Below are 18,132 nucleotides of genomic sequence, written 5' to 3' on the forward strand. Positions count from 1 at the left end.
CGGGGGCGGGCCGTAGTGTCAGGGCCGTGAGTGCGACCTTCGCCCCGGGCGGCCCGGCCCGACGCCCGGTCACCGGGCCGGTGCGCCCGCTCCGCGCGCAGCAGATCGACTTCGGCGCGATCCGGGCCGAGCTCGGCACCCCACCCGACTTCACGCCCGAGGCACTGGCCGAGGCGGCCGCCCCGCCGGCGGCCCACGACCGGATCGACCTGACGAGCGTCCCGTTCGTCACCGTCGACCCGCCCGGCTCCAAGGACCTCGACCAGGCCCTGCACCTGGTCCGCGACGGCGACGGCTTCCTGCTGCGCTACGCGATCGCCGACGTCGCCGCGTTCGTCCGGCCGGGCGGCGCGCTGGAGCGCGAGACCCTCGCCCGCGGCGTCACGCTCTACCTGCCCGACGGCCGCATCCCCCTGCACCCGACCGTCCTGTCGGAGGGTGCGGCCAGCCTCCTGCCGGGCGAGACCCGGCCCGCCGTCGTCTGGACCGTCCATCTCGACGCGGACGCCACCCCGCTGGACGTCCGGGTCGAGCGCGCCACCGTCCGGAGCATCGCGCAGCTGTCCTATCCGGAGGTGGACGCGGGCACCTGCCCGGAGGCGCTGTCCGGGCTGGCCGCGTTCGGCGCGGTGCGGGGGGCGAAGCAGATCGAGCGCGGTGGCATCGACCTCGACGTCCCCGAGCAGGAGGTCGAGCGCACCGAGGACGGCGGCTGGAATCTCGTGCTCCGGGCCCAGACCGTCGCCGAGAAGGCGAACGCCCAGGTCTCGCTGCTGACCGGCGAGTGCGCGGCCACGCTGATGCTCGGCGCGGGCGTCGGCCTGCTGCGGACGCTCCCGCCGGCCGCCCCGGAGGACGTCGACCGGCTCCGTGCGGTGGCGCCCGGGCTCGGCGTCGACTGGCCCGACGGGGCGACGCCGGGGCAGGTCGTCGCGACGCTCGACCCGACCGACCCGCGGGCGGCCGCGTTCCTCGACGTCGCGGCGACGCTGCTGCGCGGGGCCGGCTACACCGCGTTCACCGACGGACCGCCCGCGCAGGCGTTCCACGCCGGGGTCGGGGCCCCGTACGCGCACGTCACGGCCCCGCTGCGCCGGCTGGCCGACCGGTACGCGACCGAGGTCTGCCTGGCCGTGTTCACCGGCGCGCCGGTGCCGCCCTGGGTGCTCGCCGCGCTGCCCGAGTTGCCGGCCACGATGGCGTCGGCCACCCGTCGGGCCAACGAGTTCGACCGGGCCGTCGTCGACCTGACCGAGGCCGTCCTCCTCGCCGACCGGGTCGGCGAGGAGTTCGACGCGGCGGTCGTGGACGTCGCGGGCGAGGGCAAGGGCGGCACGGTCGCGCTCGACGACCCGCCGGTGCGGGCCCGCTGCGCCGGTCCCGGGCTCCACGCCGGCGAGCGGCTCCGCGTCCGACTGATCGAAGCGGAGCCGACGACGCGACGGGTCAGGTTCCAGCCGGCCTAGGCCGGCCTACAGGCCCTGGGCGCGCAACCAGGCGAGAGCCGACTCGGCGACCTGGCGCCAGCCGTGGTCGAGGGTCAGCGAGTGACCGCGGTCGTCGAACTGGATGTAGTCGGTGACCGCGTTGGACTTCCGGTAGAGCTTCGCCTCGGCCTTGACCACCGACTCCGGCACCGTGTGGTCCTTGCCGCCGGCGATGAGCAGCAGCGGGCCGCGGTCCTCGTTCTTCGTGTCGACGGCGGCCGGCGAGTGCGGCACGAAGTTCGCGGTCGCGGCCTCGAACAGCGGCTTGCCCGGCGACGGGATCGCCCACTGCTTGTACAGCTCGGCCGACTCCTCCTCCGGGATCGCGTTGCCGAACCCGTAGTGGAACTCCTCCGGGGTGAGCGCGACCGCCCGGTGGTTGTTGGCCGGGTTCTTCAGCGCGACCGACGCGACCCGCAGCGCCGAGAACGGCAGGTTGAGGACGCCCTTGATCGGGGCCGCGTCGATCGCGACGGCGGCGTTGGCCAGGTTGCGGCCCAGCAGGTTCTGGACGAGCAGGCCGCCGAAGGAGTGTCCGACCAGGACCGGCTGCACCGGCAGCGCCTCGGCGATCGCCGCGTAGTGGTTGGCGACGTCCTCGATGCCGTGGTTGGCGACCGCGTCCGGGTTCGCGTTGGCCTCGGCGACCGTGTCGGGCTCGCCGGGCCAGCCGGGGGCGATCGGGTCGTAGCCGTTCTCCCGGAACAGCTCGACCCAGGGGGCCCAGCTCGTCGCGTGCAACCAGAGTCCGTGGATGAAGATGACCGGGGTTCCCGCCATGACGACCTCTCTCGCCGGTGTTTGCGACCGCTCGACGCGGTCTGCACCGATGAAGTATCGATTGAGAGCGGTTACAGCGGGGTGCGTTCGAGGAACTGATGCCAGACGGATTCGTCTCCGTGAATTTCGGTGGCCGGCCGTCGTCCGGTGATCGCCAACAACAATTCGGACGCCGGGCCGCGCAGCGCCGTCGTGCTCTTGACGTGCTCGGGGACGCAGGTGACGCCGTCCGGTCCGCCGCGCAGCGTCCACTCGGCGTCGGTGTCGGTGGCGTGCAGGTGCAGGCTGACGCCGGGCTCGATCGAGTCGGAGCCGCGCTGGCCGGGGCCGGTCTCGGCGACGATGAGGTCGATCCACTCGGAGATGGCGTCGGCGGCGAGGCCGGGCGCGAGCTCGTACGGGGTGTCCAGCGCGATCGCGACGTCGGCGCGGTGGACGGTGGTCTCGTGCAGGCGGCGGCGGATCCACCAGCCGGCGGGCTTCGGGCCGAGGAACGTCCAGACCGGGGTTCGGGGGCCGGTGGCCTCGACGGCGGCGAGCAGGGCCCTACCGCTGTCGCGGAGCCAGCCGAGGGCGCCGGGCTCGTCGGCCGGGGGCTTGCCGCCCTCGACCTGGCGGGGGTCGAGGGCCTCGTCGCGCCGTTCGCGGACGATCTGGGCCGCCCAGCGGTGGCCGCGGCCGAGGTGGCGCAGGAGTTGGTTGAGCGTCCAGCCCGGGCAGGTCGGGACCGGGGCCGACCAGTCGTGCCCGGCGAGCTGATCGGCGAACAGCCGGTCCTGCTCGACGAGCGCCATGGCGTAGTCGATCGCGTGCTGGGGCGGGTGGCCGCCGGGTTCCGGCATGGCCGCACTCTAGAGCGCGCGGAGGGCGTGGTCGAGGGTGGAGAACACGGTGGTGTCGCCGCCTTCCCAGGCCGGGGTGGGGTCGGGCCGGCCGGGCGCGGGGGAGTAGAGCCACCAGAGCGTGTTCCAGGGGTCGAGCAGGCGGCCGAGCGTGGTCTGCCCGTAGAACGGCGTGGGCGGGGTGATCGTGGTGGCTCCGTGGGCCTCGGCCCGGCGCTGCACCTCGGCCACGTCGGTGACCCAGACCTGGAGGAGCGCCGGGCGGGCCGGCCAGCCGTCGAGGCGGTCGGCGACCATGACGTCGACGGTGCCGAGGCGCAGCTGGGCGTGGATGAGTTTCCCGTCGGGCATCGGGGTGCGGGCTTCGGCCGTCTCCTCGACGCCGAACACGTCGGCGACGAAGCGCACGAACCCGGCCGCGTCGTCGACGATGACGAACGGGTTGACGACGGCGCCTCCGGAGGGGACCTGGCCGGGAGGAAGCAGGATGTCCATGGAGCCCATGCTGCCGGACCTTCCGGCCAGTTCCTGACCTGAATCGGCGGGGTCGTTGAGTCGCTAGTGGATGAAGTGGCGATGATTCGGCAGAATCTGTCCTACTTGGCAGCGGACAGAGCGGGCATTCGTCGTGATCATCGATCGGACTCAGCTGGTAGCCGCGTTACCGCAGTACGACGTGGGGGAGCCGCTCGGGCGCGGTGCCCACGGGTTCGTGTTCACGGCTCGGCACCGGCGGCTCGGGTCTTCCCACGCGGTGAAGACCGTGATGATCGCCGAGACCGACGCACCGTCGGCGTCGCGCCGGTTCCTCACCGAGGCGCGCGTGATGACGGCGCTCGACCATCCCCACATCGTCCGCGTGAACGAGTACGCCGAGCACGGATCGACGTTGCTGCTGGTGATGGAGCACCTCGGCGGGGGGACGCTGAACGCCCGGATGGGCGGGCCGGTGGCGCCGGAGGTCGCGTCGGCGTGGATGCTCGCGGTCGCCGAGGCGCTCGCCGTGGCGCACCGGCAGGGGGTGGTGCACCGGGACATCAAACCGGCGAACCTGCTGTTCACGACCGATGGCGTGCTGAAGGTCGGGGACTTCGGGATCGCGAAGCTGTTCGCGGGCTCGGACGCGTCGGCGAGCGCGGACATCGTCGGAACCCCGCGGTACATCGCGCCGGAGCAGATCGCGGGCGGCCGGATCGGGCCGCCTACCGACCTGTACGCGCTGGGCATGACGTTCTACGAGCTGCTGGCCGGCCACCCGCCGTTCCCGCCGGACCTGAACATGCCCGGGCTGCTGCATCATCACCTGTCGGTGGCGCCGAGGCCGCTGGACGGGGTGCCGCCGTCGCTGGCCGCGCTGGTGCTCGGGTTGTTGGCGAAGGATCCGGCCGATCGGCCACAGAGTGCGCGCGAGTTCGCCGAGGCGCTGGTCGCTGCGGCCGACCGGGATCTCGGTCACGACTGGATCGCCCGCTCCGGGGTGCCGCTCCGGATCGACGGCGCGCTGCTGCACCGGGAGCCGTCCGCGCCCCGATGGACCCCGCCGGCCGCGGCAGGAGGCCCGCCCGGCGCCCCCGCCGCCGGCGGTCCGCCCGGTGCCCCCGCCGCCTTCGGCGCGCAAGGCGCCCCCGGCGCGCAAGGTGGCCAAGGCGCCCCCGGCGCGCAAGGCGTGCATGGCCCGGACGGCGCGGCCGGCGGGCAAGGCGGGCATAGCGGGCACAGCGGGCACGGCGCGCACGGTGCGCCCAGCGGGCATGGTGGGCCGGGTGGTTCGGCGGGACGGTCCGACGGCGGGGACAGCGACTCGCTGCGGTCGTGGAACGCGCCCCGCGGCCGGCGGCGGCCCGCGCTGATCGTGGCGCTGGCCGCGCTCGGGGTGCTGGTCGTCACCGCGGTCGCGGTACTGGTCAGCCACCGCCTGAACTCCGGCGACCCGGCCGTGGCCACGTCGAAACCCCCGAGCGCCTCCGCCCCGGCCGCACCCGCCGCAGCCGCTCCGGGAACCCAGCGCGCCACCGACGTCCTCACGTTCCGCACCGGCGACGTCGCCGGTCACCTCGCGGTCAACGCGGCCGCCACCGAGGTCGCGTACATCCAGGTCGCCGGCCAGACCTACGTCCGCTCCACGAAGCCCGACGCGAAGCCGGTCGGCCCGCTCGGCGGCGCGGATTCGCTCTTCTACGACGTCGCCTTCGTCGCGAACCCGGACCAGCCGCTCTACGGCGACACGGATCCGCTGCTGACCGGCGGATCCTTCGGCGACCTCGAGCAGTGGGATCCGAAGACCGGCCGCGAGGCCGAGGCGTCGGAGACCGCGAGCCGAGGCAGCGGCGAGGTGTTCGCGGTCGCGTTCTCCGGCGACGGCGCCACGATGGCCGGCGCGGACGACGACGGCGAGCTCTGGGTCTACAGCTCGGTCACCGGCATCCCCGACGGCGGGTCGATGCGCGCCCCGGAGAACTCGACGCCGTCGGCGGTCGCGATCTCGCCCAACGGGAACCTGGTCGCCACCGCCGGCGACTTCGGGGTGCAGATCTGGGACGTCCGGGCCCACACGCTGGCGAAGTCGATCCCCAACTGGAAGGGGCGCGAGCTCGTCACCGACGTCGCGTTCAGCGCGGACGGCACCCGCCTCGCCGCCGGTTCGGTCGCCCACGGAGTCCGGCTGTACGACCCGACGACCGGTAAGCGGCTCGGCGCGACGATCGACCCCGGCTCGGACGGCGACGCGCTCGCGCTCGGCTTCGACGCCGACTCCACCGCGCTCGTGACCTACGCCGCGAACACCGTCCGCTGGTGGGGTATCGACGACGCGAAGCAGCTCGGCCGGACCCTGGACCTGCACACCGCCGCGGCCGTGAAGTCGGTCGCGTTCAACAGCCGGTGCACCGCGCTGGCCCTCGGCCTCACCGACGGCACGGTCCACCTGTGGAAGCTCGCTTGACGCCTACGGCGACCGCTGCAACGGTGTAATCATGGCGACGCTCTTCGAGCACGCGGGCGGCGAGCCGGCCCTACGACGATTCGTCGAGATCTTCTACGGCAGCGTGCTGGCCGACCCGGTCCTCCAGCCGCTGTTCGGCCGGGGCAAGCCCGAGCACGTCGACGCGCTGACCGCGTTCGACGCCGAGACCTTCGGTGGGCCCGACCGGTTCACCCGTGATCTCGGCGGGTTCCCCGGTCTCATCGACGCGCACCGCAACCTGCACATCACCGAGCCGCAGCGGCAGCGGTTCGTCGAGCTGTACCTGGCCGCGGCCGACGCCGCCGAGCTCCCCGCCGACGACCGGTTCCGGGCGTCGCTCGAGTCGCATGTGGAGTTCGGGTCCCGGGTGGCGATGCAGAACTCGAACGCCCGCACCGACGACGAGCTGCACCCGCTGAGGGAAGTTCCCCGATGGACGTGGGAGGACGAAGCTCAGTCGTAGTCTGGTCGTGGCGGCCGGCGGGCGGCCGGGAGGTCGGGATGAGCACGACGAGCGCGGTGGCGGCGGGGTTGGTTCTGGCGGCGGCCGGAGCGTTGGTCTGGATCGTCGCCGGGCTCGGGGCTCGCCGGAGACTTCGCCGGCAGGGCTTCGTCGGGATCCGGCTCCCGGTGACGATGAAGTCCGACGACGCCTGGGCCGCGGCGCACGTCGCCGCCGCGCCGATGCTCCGGATCGGGGCCGCGGCGGCGATCCTGGGCGGCCTCGGTGGGGTGGTCGCGGGGGCCGTCGGTGCCGGCACCGTTGCTCAGGGGCTGTTCTGGGTCGGGACCGCGGGGCTGGTCGGGTGGGTGATCGCCGCGACGGTTCCGGCCGTGCGGGCCGCCCGCCGCGAGCCATGACCGAGCGGCCGATCCTCGCGTCCGGCCGGGACGCCGACGTGTACGCGCTGGACGATCGGCGGGTGCTGCGCCGGTACCGCCGGGGTGGTGACGTCGCCGCCGAGGCGGCGCTGATGCGGTCCCTGCACGCGGCCGGGTTCCCGGTGCCCGAGGTCTTCGCGGCCGCGGGCCCGGACCTGATCCTGCGACGCGTCGACGGCCCGACGATGTTCCGCGCGACGGCCGAGGGCACGCTGGCTCCGGACGCGGCCGCCCAGGTTCTCGCCGACCTGCACGAGCGCCTGCACGCGCTCCCGCTCGGCGTCGTCCACCTGGACCTGCATCCGGAGAACGTGCTGCTCGGAGCGGACGGCCCGGTGCTGATCGACTGGCGGAACGCCCGTACCGGGCCGCCCGATCTGGACACCGCGCTGACCGCGGTCATCCTCGCGCAGGTCGCGATCGAGCCCGGGCACCCGCTGGCCGGAGCGGCGGCGGCCACGCTCACCGCGTTCCTCCGGTGCGCGCCCGGCGCGCTGCTCGCGGGCCTGGACGACGCGCTCGCGCGCCGCCACGACGACCGCGGGATCACTCCGGCCGAACGCGCCCGCCTGCCGGAAGCCGCCGCGTTGATTCGCGGTCGAGCCTGACCCCGGCGTCTGCGCAGGGCCGGCCCGGCCCGGCCCGCGGGCGGCGGGCCGGGGTGCCGCCTCGGTGTTCCAGGATCAGGCGGGCAGCGGGGTGCCGGTGAGGTCGGCGCAGTAGGCGAGCAGCGCGTCCTCGTCGGTCGGCCCCGTGGGCGTGGCGCTGTGCGGCTCGCGATGGTAGAAGTACCGGCCGGTGACCGACGGCCCGGCCACCGCCAGCCAGGCCTGGGTCTCCGCGCCCTGGGCGAGGTCGTCCGGCGCGCCGCGGCCGCCCATCCGGGTCGGGACCCAGCCCGGGTCGACGGCGTTCGCCGGGACGTCCGGCCAGTGGCGCGCGACCGCGCGGGCCAGCATCAGGTCGTAGAGCTTGCTCTCGGAGTAGGCCCGGGAGCCGTTCCAGTGCCGGTCGGTCCACTGCGGATCGACGAGGTCGGCGCGGCCGCCCCGGTGCATCCCCGAGCTGAGGTAGACCAGCCGGTCGGGGCGGGTGATCAGCGCGGTGAGCAGGTACGGCGCCAGGACGTTGACCGCGAAGACGTGCGCGAGCGCGTCGGTGGTCTCGATCCGGCGGGGTTCCTGGTACCCGACCGCGACGTTGTGGATCACGGCGTCGTGCCGGCCCAGCGCGTTGACCTGCGCGGCGACCGATCGGGTGGCGGCGACGGACGACACGTCGCCGACGACGACCGCGTCGGCGTCCGGGAGGGCCTTGCGGGCGTCGTCGGCCCGGTCGTCGGTGCGGGCGTGCAGCGTGACCCGGTGGCCCTGGTCGACGAGGAGCCGGCCGGCCAGCAGCCCTAGCCCGTCCGACGATCCGGTGATGAAGATGCGCGACATGCTCCTACTCTGCCCCGTCTGCTGCTACGGCGGCGGCCTCCGCAGCGGCGGCGAGGTCGGTCGCGTGCTGGAGGGCGTCGGCGGCTCGGGTGGCCTGGTCCGGGTCGAGGGGGACGGCCCGGGCCCGGGCCAGGGCCGCCGTGGCGGTGGCGTGGTCCTCGAGCGTCAACGCGAGCTCCGCGCGGTAGACCAGCACCTCGACGAGCGCGACCGGATGGTCCTCGGCGGTCGGCCGGCGCAGTGCCGTGTCGAGGATCCGCGCGGCCTGCGCGGTATCGCCCCGGGAGTCGCCCTGCACGACCGCGTTGGCCAACGCGGTGGACAGCCGCCCACGCGGCTCGGGCTCGGGCGGGCTCCCTAGCGGCTTACGGGTGATCCGGATCCAGTTGCCGCCGGGGTCGATCACGCTGAAGCCGCTCACGCCGTCGGCGTTCGCCCGCGCCCGCGGACGGGTCATCCTCGGAGTGCCCGACACCAGCACTTTGCCGTACGCGGCCCGCATCCCGTCCGCGAACGCCCGGTGCATCCCTTCGAGATCGGACGTCAGGACCAGGCACGACCCGTACGACGCGGCCGGGTCGAACCCGGCCAGCTCGAAGAAGTCGTCGGGCTGGCCGGACCGTTCGGACGAGTCACCCGGGCCAGCGGATCGCGTCCAGAAAGGTCTCGACCGCCACCACGATCCGGGCCAGCACCTCCACGGACGCGGTCAGCGGGCCCGGGACGTAGAGCCCGTGATCGGCGTCCGGGATCTCCAGGACGTGCGGCGTCAGCCGCCGGGCCGCCGGACCGTCCCAGACGCGGTCGCCGGTGCCCCCGATCAGCAGGAACGGCGCGGTCGCGGCGGCCAGGGCCGACACCGCCCAGGGCTCGGTCAGCAACGGCGTCAGCCACACCGCCGGCAGCCCCCGCTCGGCCGCCAGCGGCGCGGCCAGCGACCCGAGCGACTTCCCGATCAGCAGCGGCGTCCCGTCGACGGAGTCCAGCAGCCCGGCGACCTCGCCGCGCACCCATTCGACCCGCTCGGCCCCGAGCGAGACCGGCGGCGATCCGGCCCACGAGTGCCGGTGCACGGTCGCCCCCCGCCGCGCCGCGACGTCGCCCGCGTACATCAACGTCGGCGCGCCGGGCCCGAACAACCGCCCCGGGATCACCACCGCGTCCGCCACGCGGCCGACGCTACGCCCGCCACCTAGGGTGGCCCCCATGACCGCGGAGATTTGGACGCTCACCGGACCGGCGCGGTACGACGCCTACCTGGCGCTGATGGAGCCGACGTCCTGGGACCCGGACGCGTGGGACGAGGTCGTCGCCCACCTCGACGACCCCGACCACCACAACCGCTCGCTCGCCGCCCAGTGGCTGTGCAATCTGGCCTCGCAGGACGCGAGCGGCCGGATCGAAACCGATCTCGACGCGCTGATGGCGGTCACCCGGGATCCGAGATTCGTCACCGCCCGGCACGCCCTGCAGTCGCTCTGGAAGATCGGCCTCGGCGGCGCCGGGCAACGCCGGCTGATCCTCGAGCGGATCGACGGTCGCTTCCGGGAGAGCGCCGGGGAGAAGAACGGCACGCTGATCCGCAGCGACCTCGTCGAGAGCCTCCGCCGCCTGTTCGACGCCACCGCCGACCCGGACGTCGAGGCCACCGCCCGGGCCCTCGTCGAGTGCGAGCCCGACCCCAAGTACCAGCGCAAACTCCGGAAGCTGCTAGAAGTCGGTCGACGCGGCTAGGCCTTGCTGGGCGCGCAGCGCGGTGAGGCGGTCAGGGCCACTCTCGCCCCGGCTATCGTCGAAGATCGTGGCCGCGAACAGCACCACCACCCACCTGCACCCCGCGTACGTCCACGGGCGCCACCTCGACGCGCTCGCGGCCAACCCGATGGCCCGGGCGCGCTCCCGGTCCGCCGAGGCGCTCGCCCACCTGGCCACGGTCGCGGTATGACCTGGCCCGAGCGCGCGGCCGCCGCGCACGCGGTGCTGCTGCACCGCTTCGGCCGCCGCGGCGGCCTCTTCCGGCTCTCCGACCCGCCGTTGCCCGGCGACCGGTGGCGCCTCGGCTACTGGTGGCAGGCCCAGGCTCTGGACGCTCTGGTGGACGCCCAGCAGCGCGCGCCGTCCGCGGCCGGGACGCATCGGATCCGGGCGTTCGTGGCCGCCCTGTACGCGGTGCGCGGCGGCCGTCTGGTCAACGACTACTACGACGACGTGGCCTGGATGGCGCTCGCGCTGTTACGCGCCGGCCACCCCCGCACGGCCCGTCGGCTGTGGCGGCACCTGCAGTCCGGCTGGAGCGACGTCCACGGCGGCGGTATCTGCTGGTCACGCGGGCAGCCGGACTACAAGAACGTGCCGGCCAACGGCCCGTGCGCGATCCTGGCCGCCCGGCTGTACCGCCACGACGGCGACCCGGCCGACCTCGACTGGGCCCGCCGGATCGTCGCCTGGATCGACGACACGCTGGTCGACCACCGCACCGGCCTGGTCGCCGACGGCATCGGCCGCCGGGGCGACGACCATATCGACGCCGACTGGCTGTTCACCTACACCCACGGCGTGGTGATCGGCGCCCACGACGAGCTGTTCGCGCTCACCGGCGACGCCCACCACGCCGAGCGGGCCGCGGCCACCGTCCGCGCGGTCGAGACGCACCTGGCCCCGGACGGGATCCTCCCCGACGAGGGGGACGGCGACGGGGCGATGTTCCGCGGAATCCTGGCCCGCTACCTCGCCCCGCGCGAACTGCCTCTGTTGCGACGTTCCGCGGAACAGACCTGGGCGCACCGGGACACCGAGGGCCGGTTCGGCCCGACCCTGGCCGCGCACCTGTCCGGGCTGTCCCTCTGTGAACAGCTGGCCCGGTTCTCCCAAAATTCACAGCCCCCTGGCGCCCACCGCCCGTAAACCCAGGTTACGGTCACGGAGGCTTTAACGATCCAGGAGGCACCAATGGGCACAATCACCACCGACGACGGTACCGAGATCTTCTTCAAGGACTGGGGCACCGGGCAGCCGATCGTCTTCAGCCACGGCTGGCCGCTGTCGTCCGACGACTGGGACGCCCAGCTCATGTTCTTCCTGTCGCACGGCTACCGGGTCATCGCCCACGACCGGCGCGGCCACGGACGCTCGACGCAGACCAGCGACGGCCACGACATGGACCACTACGCCGACGACCTGGCCGCGCTGACCGCGCACCTCGAGCTGCGCGACGCGATCCACGTCGGGCACTCGACCGGCGGCGGCGAGGTCGTCCACTACATCGCCCGGCACGGTGAGGAGCGGGTCGCGCGGGCGGTGCTGATCAGCGCGGTACCGCCGATCATGGTGCAGACCGAGTCGAACCCGGGCGGCCTGCCCAAGAGCGTGTTCGACGACATCCAGACCCAGGTCGCCACCCGGCGCTCGCAGTTCTACCGCGACCTCCCGTCGACCGCGTTCTACGGCTTCAACCGTGAGGGCGTGGAGCCGATCGAGGCCGTCATCCAGAACTGGTGGCGCCAGGGCATGATGGGCGGCGCGAAGGCCCACTACGACGGCGTCGTCGCGTTCTCGCAGACCGACTTCACCGAGGACCTGAAGAAGATCACGGTGCCCGCGCTGGTCATGCACGGCGACGACGACCAGGTCGTGCCGTACGCCGACTCGGGCCCGCTCTCGGCCGAGCTCCTGCAGAACGGCACGCTCAAGACCTACGCGGGCTTCCCGCACGGCATGCCGACCACCCAGGCCGAGACGATCAACGCGGACCTGCTGGAGTGGCTCCAGTCCTAGCCTGGGCCAGGATCTCGTCGACGCTCCACTGGTCGTAGGCGTGCTCGCCGTGCTTCTCGGCGACGACCGTGCCGTCGGGCGCGATGAGGAAATCCGCGGGTAGACCCAGACGCCCGCCGGGCTGTGAGCGGCTCGGCGGGCGTTCGCGATCCCGCGCCACCGCGATCGCGCTGCGGAACACCGCGAGCGCGATCACCGGCCACACCCGCGAGTTCAGCAGCGCGCCCCGGCCGGATTCGACCCCGAACTCCCGGTACAGCCGCTTGCCCGGGTCGGCCACGACCGCGAACGGCAGGTCCGCGGCGTGCTCGCGCAGCTCGTCGGCCGGCGAGTGGAAGACCACGACTTCTTCGACGCCTCCGGCGACCAGCTCGCCGTGCCGCTGGACGACCGTCCGCAAATGGAGATTGCAGACGGGGCAGCCGGCGAACCGGCGGAACTGTCGCTCACCACCGACCAGCTCGCTGCCGCCGCGCTCGCGGTCGTCGATCGGAGCGGGCTGGCGGGGCTGTCGATGCGCACGGTCGGGGGCGAGCTCGGGATGAGCACGATGGGGCTGTACCGGTACGTCGCCGACCGGGACGAGCTCGAGCGGCTCGTCGTCGACCGCGTGTTCGACGCGGTCGACGTCCGACCTCCGGCCGAGGGACCGTGGGAGCGCCAGGTCGAAGACCTGGTCGGGCGGGTGCGGAACGCGTTCGCCGAACATCCGGCGGTGGTCGCGCTGACGCTGGTCCACCGGCACCGCTCCCCGGGCGCGCTGCGCTGGGCCGAGACGCTGCTGGCGGTCCTGAGCGACGCCGGATTCACCGACCGGGAGCGGCTGATCGCGCTGCGGGCGCTGTTCAGCTACCTGGTCGGCGCGCTGCAGCTCGAACACCTCGGGCCGCTCGCCGGCGCCGGCACCCGTGAGCTGGCCGGTCTGCCGCCGGACGAGTTCCCGCACACCACGGCCAACGCCCGCTACGCACAGGGCGTCACCGCGGACGAGGAGTTCACCGAGGGCCTCCGTATGCTCCTGCGGGGTTTGTCACCGACCCCGAGGGACCCATGACCAGCAAGGCGACGTTCTTCCTCTCGCGCACGATCGAGACGGCGACGACCACACGATCTGGCTCAGCCGCGGCCTCGGCGGCCGCACCGGCCTGGCCTTCACGATCTTCACCAGCATCGTCGGCATTGGGGCCGGGTTCCAGATCGTGCTGAGCACCAACGCCGACTCGAAACTGCTGGCCGAGGTCGTCGGGTTGCCCTGCGTGCTGCTGGCCTGGGGGATCCTGCACTTCGGCTACGCCGAGCGCTACGCCAAGACCTTCTACGCCGCCGATCCGGACGACCCGCCACTGGCGTTCCCGAACATCGACAAGCCGACGTACGTCGAGTTCGCGTACTTCTCGTTCACGCTCGGCACGACGTTCTCGGTGTCGGACGTCGAGACCCGGACCAGCGAGATCCGGCTGCAGGTCTTGTCGCACAGCATCCTGTCGTTCCTCTACAACACCGCGACGATCGGCATCGCGGTCAGCGTCCTGACCAGCTGACGACAACCGGGCCCGGTGCGGGACGGGAGCGCGGGGCCGGGGTCGCTGCAGACGACCCCGGCGCAACCGACTAGTGGGGCATGACCCAGGTATCCAGCATCACGACGGCGGCGGCGCCGCAGGCGGTAGCGGCGCCGTTGGCGTCGCTCGCCGACAAGCCGTTCGCCTACGTGCTGCGCGGCCTGGTCGAGGCCCAGCTGCCCCGCCCGACGGCCGCGGCTGAGCGGCCGGAGCGGCCCGGGCCCGTCGTCGACTCCGGCGCCCCGACGGCCGTCGTGACCAAGCACGGGCCGGTCACGCTGGGCGCGTTCGCCCTCTGGCACCGGTTCGCGAACGCGTCCCCGTTCGGCGAGGGCGCGTCAGCCGGCTGACGGCGTGATGATCTCGTCGGCCACCCAGCGGGCGACGCCCTCGGGGTAGGGCGGGGACACGCTCAGCACCACGTGCCGGAAACCGGCGTCCAGCGCCGCACCGATCGCGCGTCGCGTCGCGTCCGCCTGGTCGTAGGAGACGCCGAGGTGGATCGACCGGACGATCGACGCGGGGTCGCGGCCGATCTCGGCGCAGTAGGCGTCGAGCATCGCGCTGCGTTCGACGACGTCGGCGAGGTCACCACCGGGGATGTTCCACACGTCGGCGTGCTCGGCGACGACGCGCAGCGTCGCCTTCGCCCGGCCGCCGATCACGATCGGCGGGTGGGGACGCTGGACCGGCTGCGGCCGCTGGAACGCACCCTTCAGGTCGCCGGAGTCGAACGGCTCGGCCGAGGTCCAGATCCGCTTGATCGCGGTCAGCGCCTCCGCGAGGTTCGCGGTCGCGGTGGCCGCGTCGTCGTACGGCAGGCCGAGGCCGTCGTACTCCCGGCGCGCGATCGGCATGCTCGGACGGGATCCGACGCCGATCCCGAAGTCCAGCCGCCCGTTCGAGACGACGTCGACGGTCGTGGCGATCTTGGCCAGCACCGCCGGGGGCCGGAACCGGTTGCTCGTGACGAGCAGGCCGAGCCGGAGCCGCTCGGTGCGGGCGGCGAGCGCCGAGAGCAGCGTCCAGCCCTCGAGGATCGGGCCGTCCGGAGGGCCGCCGATCGGCATGAAGTGGTCGAACAGCCAGGCGTGCTCGATCGCCGGCAGCGCGTCCGCCTCCTCCCAGACGCGGAGGATGTCGGCGTAGCCGACCTGCATGGGTGCGGTCATGAGACCGATGCTGGGGTTCACGGGCGCCGCCGCAGGGCCGGGTCGAGGAGCGCGGGCGGGGTCGCGAACTTCTCGTCCGGGGCCAGGTCGAGGCCGGGGGCGACGATCGCGTCGATCGCGTCGAGGACGTCCGGGCCGAGCACCGTGTCGGCGGCCTCCAGCTGACCGCGCAGGTGCTCGAGCGTGCGCGGGCCGACGATCGCCGAGGTGACGCCGGGGTGCGCGGTGACGAACCCGAGCGCGAGCTGGACCATCGTGAGGCCGGCCTGCTCGGCGACCTTGGCGAGCTGCTCGACGGCGTCGAGGCGGCGCTGGTTGGCCGGGATGCTCGTGTCGAACCGCTGGGGCATCACGGAGGCGCGGTACGTGTCGGCGTTCTGGCCGGCGCGGATCGCGCCGGAGAGCCAGCCGGAGGCGAGCGGGCTCCAGACCAGCACGCCCATTCCGTACTCGCTCGTCACGGGGAGTACGTCGGCCTCGATTCCGCGCTGCAGGATCGAGTAGCTGGGCTGTTCGGTGGCGTACTTCCGGAGGCCGTTCTCCGTGGCCGCGTGGTGGGCCTGGACGATGCGGTAGGCCGGGAACGTCGAGGACCCGAAGTAGCGGATCTTGCCCGCGCGCTGCAGGTCGGTGAGCGCCGAGAGGGTCTCCTCGTCGCTGGTCGTGGGGTCCCAGCGGTGGATCTGGTAGAGGTCGACGTGGTCGGTGCCGAGCCGTTTCAGGCTGTCGTCGAGGGCGGTGTAGAGCCAGCGGCGGGAGCTGCCGCGGTGGTTGCGCTCGTCGCCCATCGGCTCGTTGGCCTTGGTGGCCAGCACGATGTCGTCGCGGCGGCCCTTGATGGCCCGGCCGACCATCTCCTCCGACTGGCCCTGGCTGTACATGTCCGCGGTGTCGATGAGGTTGATGCCGGCGTCGAGGGCGGCGTCGACGATCGCGGTGGCGTCCTCCTGGGTGGTGCGTCCGATCGCGCCGAAGTTCATCGTGCCCAGCACGAGCGTGCTGACCTGCGTCCCGGTCCGTCCCAGCGTGCGGTACTGCATGCCGTACTCCTTAAGTGGAACCTTGTTCCGCCTAACGTAGCGGAACATTGTTCCGGTTGCCAGGGGTAGGGCAGAATGGCGGGCATGGCAGCACCGACGAGGCGGGCCGACGCCCAGCGCAACGCGAAGGCGCTGCTCGACGCGGCCGCGGCCGAGTTCGTCCGCTCGGGCGTCGAGGCGCCGGTGCGCGACATCGCCGCGCGGGCCGGCGTCGGAGTGGGCACGTTCTACCGGCACTTCCCGACGCGCGCCGACCTGATCGTCGCGGTCTACCGGCACCAGGTCGAGGAGTGCGTGGCGGCCGGCCCGGCGCTGCTCGCGAGCGAGTCGTCGCCGTTCGTGGCGCTCGAACGTTGGGTCGGGCTGTTCGTCGACTTCCTGGTCACCAAGCACGGGCTGGCCGCCGCGCTACGCTCGGACGACGCCCAGTTCGAGGCGCTGCACACGTACTTCCTGGACCGGCTGGTGCCGGTGCTGACGGGACTGTTCGAGGCCGCGGTGTCGGCCGGGGAGGTCCGGGGGGACGTCGACCCGTTCGCGTTCATGTTCGGGGTCGGGAACCTGTGCGCGGGCGAGGGCATGGATCCCCGGTACGACGCCCGCCAGCTGGTCGGGCTGTTGATCACGGGCCTGCGCGTCCGATGAGGGCGCTGGTCGTCGGGGCCGGCATCGGCGGATCGACGGCCGCGCTGGCGCTGTCCGCGGCCGGCTGGGACGTCACCGTGCACGAGGCGCACCCGAAGCTGGCCGGAAGCGGCCCCGGCGCGTTCCTGACGCTGGCGCCGAACGGGTTGCTCGCGCTGGAGCAGGTGGGCGCCGCCTCGGTCGCGCGATCGGTCGGGTTCGAACTGTCGACCCTGGCGCTGCTCGACGCCTCCGGATTCGAGGTCGCGGTGCGGCCGATGGGGGAGTTCCGGTGCCTGCTGTGGATCGAGTTGGTGGCCGCGTTACACCGGGAGGTGCGGCAGCGGGGTATTCCGGTGCTGCACGACCGGCGGGTGGAGTCGGTGTCCGGCCGGGAGGCCGATGTCGTGGTCGGCGCCGACGGGCTGTGGTCGACGCTGCGCCGGGCGATCGATCCGGCCCGCCCCCGCTACACCGGCCAGCGGGTGTTCTTCGGCTACACGCCCGGTGCGGTGTCGGTCGCCGGAGTCTCGGCCGCGCCGGGCCGGTTCACCATTATTCGCGGCTCGGCCTCGGTGTTCGGGTACACGGTCTCCCCGTCGGGGGTCGCCTACTGGTTCGCGCGGGTGACCGACGCCCTCGGATCCGACGAGTCGCCCGGCTACCTGCTCGACCGTCTGCGGCCCGACGCCACCCCGGCCGCCGGGCTCGCCGCCGCGTCCGGCGGCCGCATCCGCGTCACCGACGCCTACGACCTGCCGGGCGTCCGGCGGTGGCGCGCCGGTCGCCTACTGCTTCTGGGGGACGCCGCGCACGCGGCCGCCCCGGCGACCGGACAGGGCGCCTCGATGGCGATGGAGGACGCGGTGATCCTGGCCAAGGCGCTGCGCGATTCCGACGATGTGGACGCGGCGTTGGCGCTGTACGAGCGGGTGCGGCGACCGCGGGTGGAGGCGAACACCGAGGCGTCGGCGCGGTCGACCGCCGGTTCTGCTCCTGGCCCGGGGGTCGAGACCGACATCGCGGCGCAGCTGGACTGGGGGCGCAGGCTAGGCGGGTAGTTCGGTGAGCGCGCCGTCGTGGTCTCGTCTCCACTCGACGCCGGCTGCGTCCCGGAACGTCAGGACGACCCGGCGCCGGTTGGTCGTCGCCGGGACCATCACCCGGATCTCGTTGTCGCCGGGCGCCGCGAATTCGCGGAATCGTCCCTGCGGACCGCCGGACGAGGCGACCTCGGTGAACCCGTCGTCGCTGCGAACCACGATCGCGACCAGGACCCGATAGACGGGAAGCGTGCTGTTGTTGCGGACCAGGACGCGGATCGTCGCCTGGTCGAGGCCTTCGCGGTCAGTGGCGTCGGGTATCCAGGCGGCGATCAGCCCGGCCTGAGCGCGCCGGGCGTCGTCGGCGGCCTGGCGGTCGCGCGTCCGCTCGGTGACGAGCAGCTTCCACGCGATCCACGCCGCGGTGCCGGCCGCCACCAGCGAGAGCAGCCCACCGACGGAGGAGATCCAGGTCGGCACGTCGCCGTAGTCGATCTGCGCGGTGGACACGAGGGTCGACAG

24 protein-coding genes are annotated in these 18,132 nt (G+C 73.4%); 14 read left to right on the forward strand and 10 right to left on the reverse strand.

All coding sequences use genetic code 11. From position 1 onward, the window contains the following. Nucleotides 1–26: 26 nt before the first annotated feature. A complete protein-coding gene (locus FL583_RS06120; RefSeq protein WP_205751880.1) occupies nt 27–1,466 on the forward strand; it encodes an RNB domain-containing ribonuclease in 1,440 nt (479 codons plus the stop codon). 6 nt (nt 1,467–1,472) lie between these two features. Here FL583_RS06120 and FL583_RS06125 read toward each other — a convergent pair whose 3' ends face one another. The 3 genes from FL583_RS06125 to FL583_RS06135 all read right to left on the reverse strand — a co-directional run bounded on the left by FL583_RS06125 (nt 1,473) and on the right by FL583_RS06135 (nt 3,604). Continuing rightward, nucleotides 1,473–2,267: an alpha/beta hydrolase gene (locus FL583_RS06125; protein ID WP_142703467.1), complete on the reverse strand. Its 795-nt coding sequence runs from the start codon at nt 2,265–2,267 to the stop codon at nt 1,473–1,475. 71 nt (nt 2,268–2,338) lie between these two features. Further along, complete coding sequence (locus FL583_RS06130) at nt 2,339–3,073, reverse strand: maleylpyruvate isomerase family mycothiol-dependent enzyme (RefSeq protein ID WP_142703643.1); 735 nt, start codon at nt 3,071–3,073, stop codon at nt 2,339–2,341. Between the two features lie 45 nt (nt 3,074–3,118). Beyond that, on the reverse strand, nt 3,119–3,604 hold the full coding sequence (locus tag FL583_RS06135) for a VOC family protein (protein ID WP_170323508.1): 486 nt from the start codon (nt 3,602–3,604) through the stop codon (nt 3,119–3,121). A 133-nt stretch (nt 3,605–3,737) separates the two neighbouring features. On the opposite strand from FL583_RS06135, the gene FL583_RS42365 reads away from it, so the two are divergent. From FL583_RS42365 to FL583_RS06155, 4 genes are read left to right on the forward strand one after another with little or no spacing between them, the layout of a single operon-like run. Continuing rightward, nucleotides 3,738–6,050 (forward strand): WD40 repeat domain-containing serine/threonine protein kinase, encoded by a 2,313-nt coding sequence (locus FL583_RS42365; RefSeq protein ID WP_142703469.1) that lies wholly within the window; start codon nt 3,738–3,740, stop codon nt 6,048–6,050. Nucleotides 6,051–6,081: 31 nt separating this feature from the next. Further along, the gene (locus tag FL583_RS06145; protein ID WP_142703470.1) at nt 6,082–6,534 is read left to right on the forward strand and encodes a group II truncated hemoglobin; all 453 of its coding nucleotides are present in this window, start codon (nt 6,082–6,084) and stop codon (nt 6,532–6,534) included. A gap of 38 nt (nt 6,535–6,572) precedes the next feature. Next, complete coding sequence (locus FL583_RS06150; protein WP_170323509.1) at nt 6,573–6,932, forward strand: SdpI family protein; 360 nt, start codon at nt 6,573–6,575, stop codon at nt 6,930–6,932. Then, complete coding sequence (locus FL583_RS06155; RefSeq protein WP_142703472.1) at nt 6,929–7,561, forward strand: phosphotransferase; 633 nt, start codon at nt 6,929–6,931, stop codon at nt 7,559–7,561. The genes FL583_RS06150 and FL583_RS06155 overlap by 4 nt, the downstream gene beginning before the upstream one ends. Nucleotides 7,562–7,636: 75 nt before the next feature. On the opposite strand, the gene FL583_RS06160 is transcribed toward FL583_RS06155, so the two are convergent. The 3 genes from FL583_RS06160 to FL583_RS06170 form a co-directional block, all read right to left on the reverse strand. Beyond that, nucleotides 7,637–8,395, reverse strand: a complete 759-nt coding sequence (locus FL583_RS06160) for an SDR family NAD(P)-dependent oxidoreductase (protein ID WP_142703473.1) — start codon at nt 8,393–8,395, stop codon at nt 7,637–7,639. 4 nt (nt 8,396–8,399) lie between these two features. Beyond that, a complete protein-coding gene (locus FL583_RS06165; RefSeq protein WP_142703474.1) occupies nt 8,400–8,921 on the reverse strand; it encodes a hypothetical protein in 522 nt (173 codons plus the stop codon). 106 nt (nt 8,922–9,027) lie between these two features. Beyond that, nucleotides 9,028–9,564, reverse strand: coding sequence for an alpha/beta hydrolase (locus FL583_RS06170; protein ID WP_142703475.1), 537 nt, complete (start codon nt 9,562–9,564; stop codon nt 9,028–9,030). A gap of 37 nt (nt 9,565–9,601) precedes the next feature. Here FL583_RS06170 and FL583_RS06175 point away from each other — a divergent pair, with 37 nt between their 5' ends. The 4 genes from FL583_RS06175 to FL583_RS06185 all read left to right on the forward strand — a co-directional run bounded on the left by FL583_RS06175 (nt 9,602) and on the right by FL583_RS06185 (nt 12,169). Next, entirely contained in the window at nt 9,602–10,129 is a 528-nt protein-coding gene (locus tag FL583_RS06175; protein WP_142703476.1) for a hypothetical protein, read from the forward strand. A 67-nt stretch (nt 10,130–10,196) separates the two neighbouring features. Beyond that, the gene (locus FL583_RS39965) at nt 10,197–10,340 is read left to right on the forward strand and encodes a hypothetical protein (protein WP_170323510.1); all 144 of its coding nucleotides are present in this window, start codon (nt 10,197–10,199) and stop codon (nt 10,338–10,340) included. After that, entirely contained in the window at nt 10,337–11,299 is a 963-nt protein-coding gene (locus tag FL583_RS06180) for a glycoside hydrolase family 76 protein (RefSeq protein ID WP_142703477.1), read from the forward strand. Before FL583_RS39965 ends, FL583_RS06180 begins: the two co-directional genes overlap by 4 nt. A 45-nt stretch (nt 11,300–11,344) precedes the next feature. Further along, complete coding sequence (locus tag FL583_RS06185; RefSeq protein WP_142703478.1) at nt 11,345–12,169, forward strand: alpha/beta fold hydrolase; 825 nt, start codon at nt 11,345–11,347, stop codon at nt 12,167–12,169. On the opposite strand, the gene FL583_RS06190 is transcribed toward FL583_RS06185, so the two are convergent. Further along, nucleotides 12,135–12,659: an AhpC/TSA family protein gene (locus FL583_RS06190; RefSeq protein WP_142703644.1), complete on the reverse strand. Its 525-nt coding sequence runs from the start codon at nt 12,657–12,659 to the stop codon at nt 12,135–12,137. The genes FL583_RS06185 and FL583_RS06190 overlap by 35 nt on opposite strands. Here FL583_RS06190 and FL583_RS06195 point away from each other — a divergent pair. The 3 genes from FL583_RS06195 to FL583_RS06205 all read left to right on the forward strand — a co-directional run bounded on the left by FL583_RS06195 (nt 12,570) and on the right by FL583_RS06205 (nt 14,081). Then, nucleotides 12,570–13,223, forward strand: a complete 654-nt coding sequence (locus FL583_RS06195; RefSeq protein ID WP_142703645.1) for a TetR/AcrR family transcriptional regulator — start codon at nt 12,570–12,572, stop codon at nt 13,221–13,223. The genes FL583_RS06190 and FL583_RS06195 overlap by 90 nt on opposite strands. A 103-nt stretch (nt 13,224–13,326) precedes the next feature. Further along, a complete protein-coding gene (locus tag FL583_RS06200; protein ID WP_276611570.1) occupies nt 13,327–13,710 on the forward strand; it encodes a DUF1345 domain-containing protein in 384 nt (127 codons plus the stop codon). An 80-nt stretch (nt 13,711–13,790) separates the two neighbouring features. Continuing rightward, a complete protein-coding gene (locus FL583_RS06205) occupies nt 13,791–14,081 on the forward strand; it encodes a hypothetical protein (protein ID WP_142703479.1) in 291 nt (96 codons plus the stop codon). Here FL583_RS06205 and FL583_RS06210 read toward each other — a convergent pair. Both FL583_RS06210 and FL583_RS06215 read right to left on the reverse strand, forming a co-directional pair. Further along, a complete protein-coding gene (locus tag FL583_RS06210) occupies nt 14,070–14,903 on the reverse strand; it encodes an LLM class flavin-dependent oxidoreductase (RefSeq protein WP_142703480.1) in 834 nt (277 codons plus the stop codon). The genes FL583_RS06205 and FL583_RS06210 overlap by 12 nt on opposite strands. 17 nt (nt 14,904–14,920) lie before the next feature. Continuing rightward, nucleotides 14,921–15,943, reverse strand: coding sequence for an aldo/keto reductase (locus FL583_RS06215; RefSeq protein ID WP_142703481.1), 1,023 nt, complete (start codon nt 15,941–15,943; stop codon nt 14,921–14,923). A gap of 84 nt (nt 15,944–16,027) precedes the next feature. On the opposite strand from FL583_RS06215, the gene FL583_RS06220 reads away from it, so the two are divergent. Both FL583_RS06220 and FL583_RS06225 read left to right on the forward strand, forming a co-directional pair. Then, nucleotides 16,028–16,588 (forward strand): TetR/AcrR family transcriptional regulator, encoded by a 561-nt coding sequence (locus FL583_RS06220; protein ID WP_142703482.1) that lies wholly within the window; start codon nt 16,028–16,030, stop codon nt 16,586–16,588. After that, nucleotides 16,585–17,628 (forward strand): FAD-dependent oxidoreductase, encoded by a 1,044-nt coding sequence (locus tag FL583_RS06225; RefSeq protein ID WP_142703483.1) that lies wholly within the window; start codon nt 16,585–16,587, stop codon nt 17,626–17,628. Before FL583_RS06220 ends, FL583_RS06225 begins: the two co-directional genes overlap by 4 nt. Here FL583_RS06225 and FL583_RS06230 read toward each other — a convergent pair. After that, the gene (locus FL583_RS06230; protein ID WP_170323511.1) at nt 17,617–18,120 is read right to left on the reverse strand and encodes a DUF1416 domain-containing protein; all 504 of its coding nucleotides are present in this window, start codon (nt 18,118–18,120) and stop codon (nt 17,617–17,619) included. The two genes, FL583_RS06225 and FL583_RS06230, sit on opposite strands and share 12 nt — an antisense overlap. Nucleotides 18,121–18,132: the final 12 nt, after the last annotated feature.

Source organism: Cryptosporangium phraense (assembly GCF_006912135.1).
GTDB classification, from domain to species: Bacteria; Actinomycetota; Actinomycetes; order Mycobacteriales; family Cryptosporangiaceae; genus Cryptosporangium; species Cryptosporangium phraense.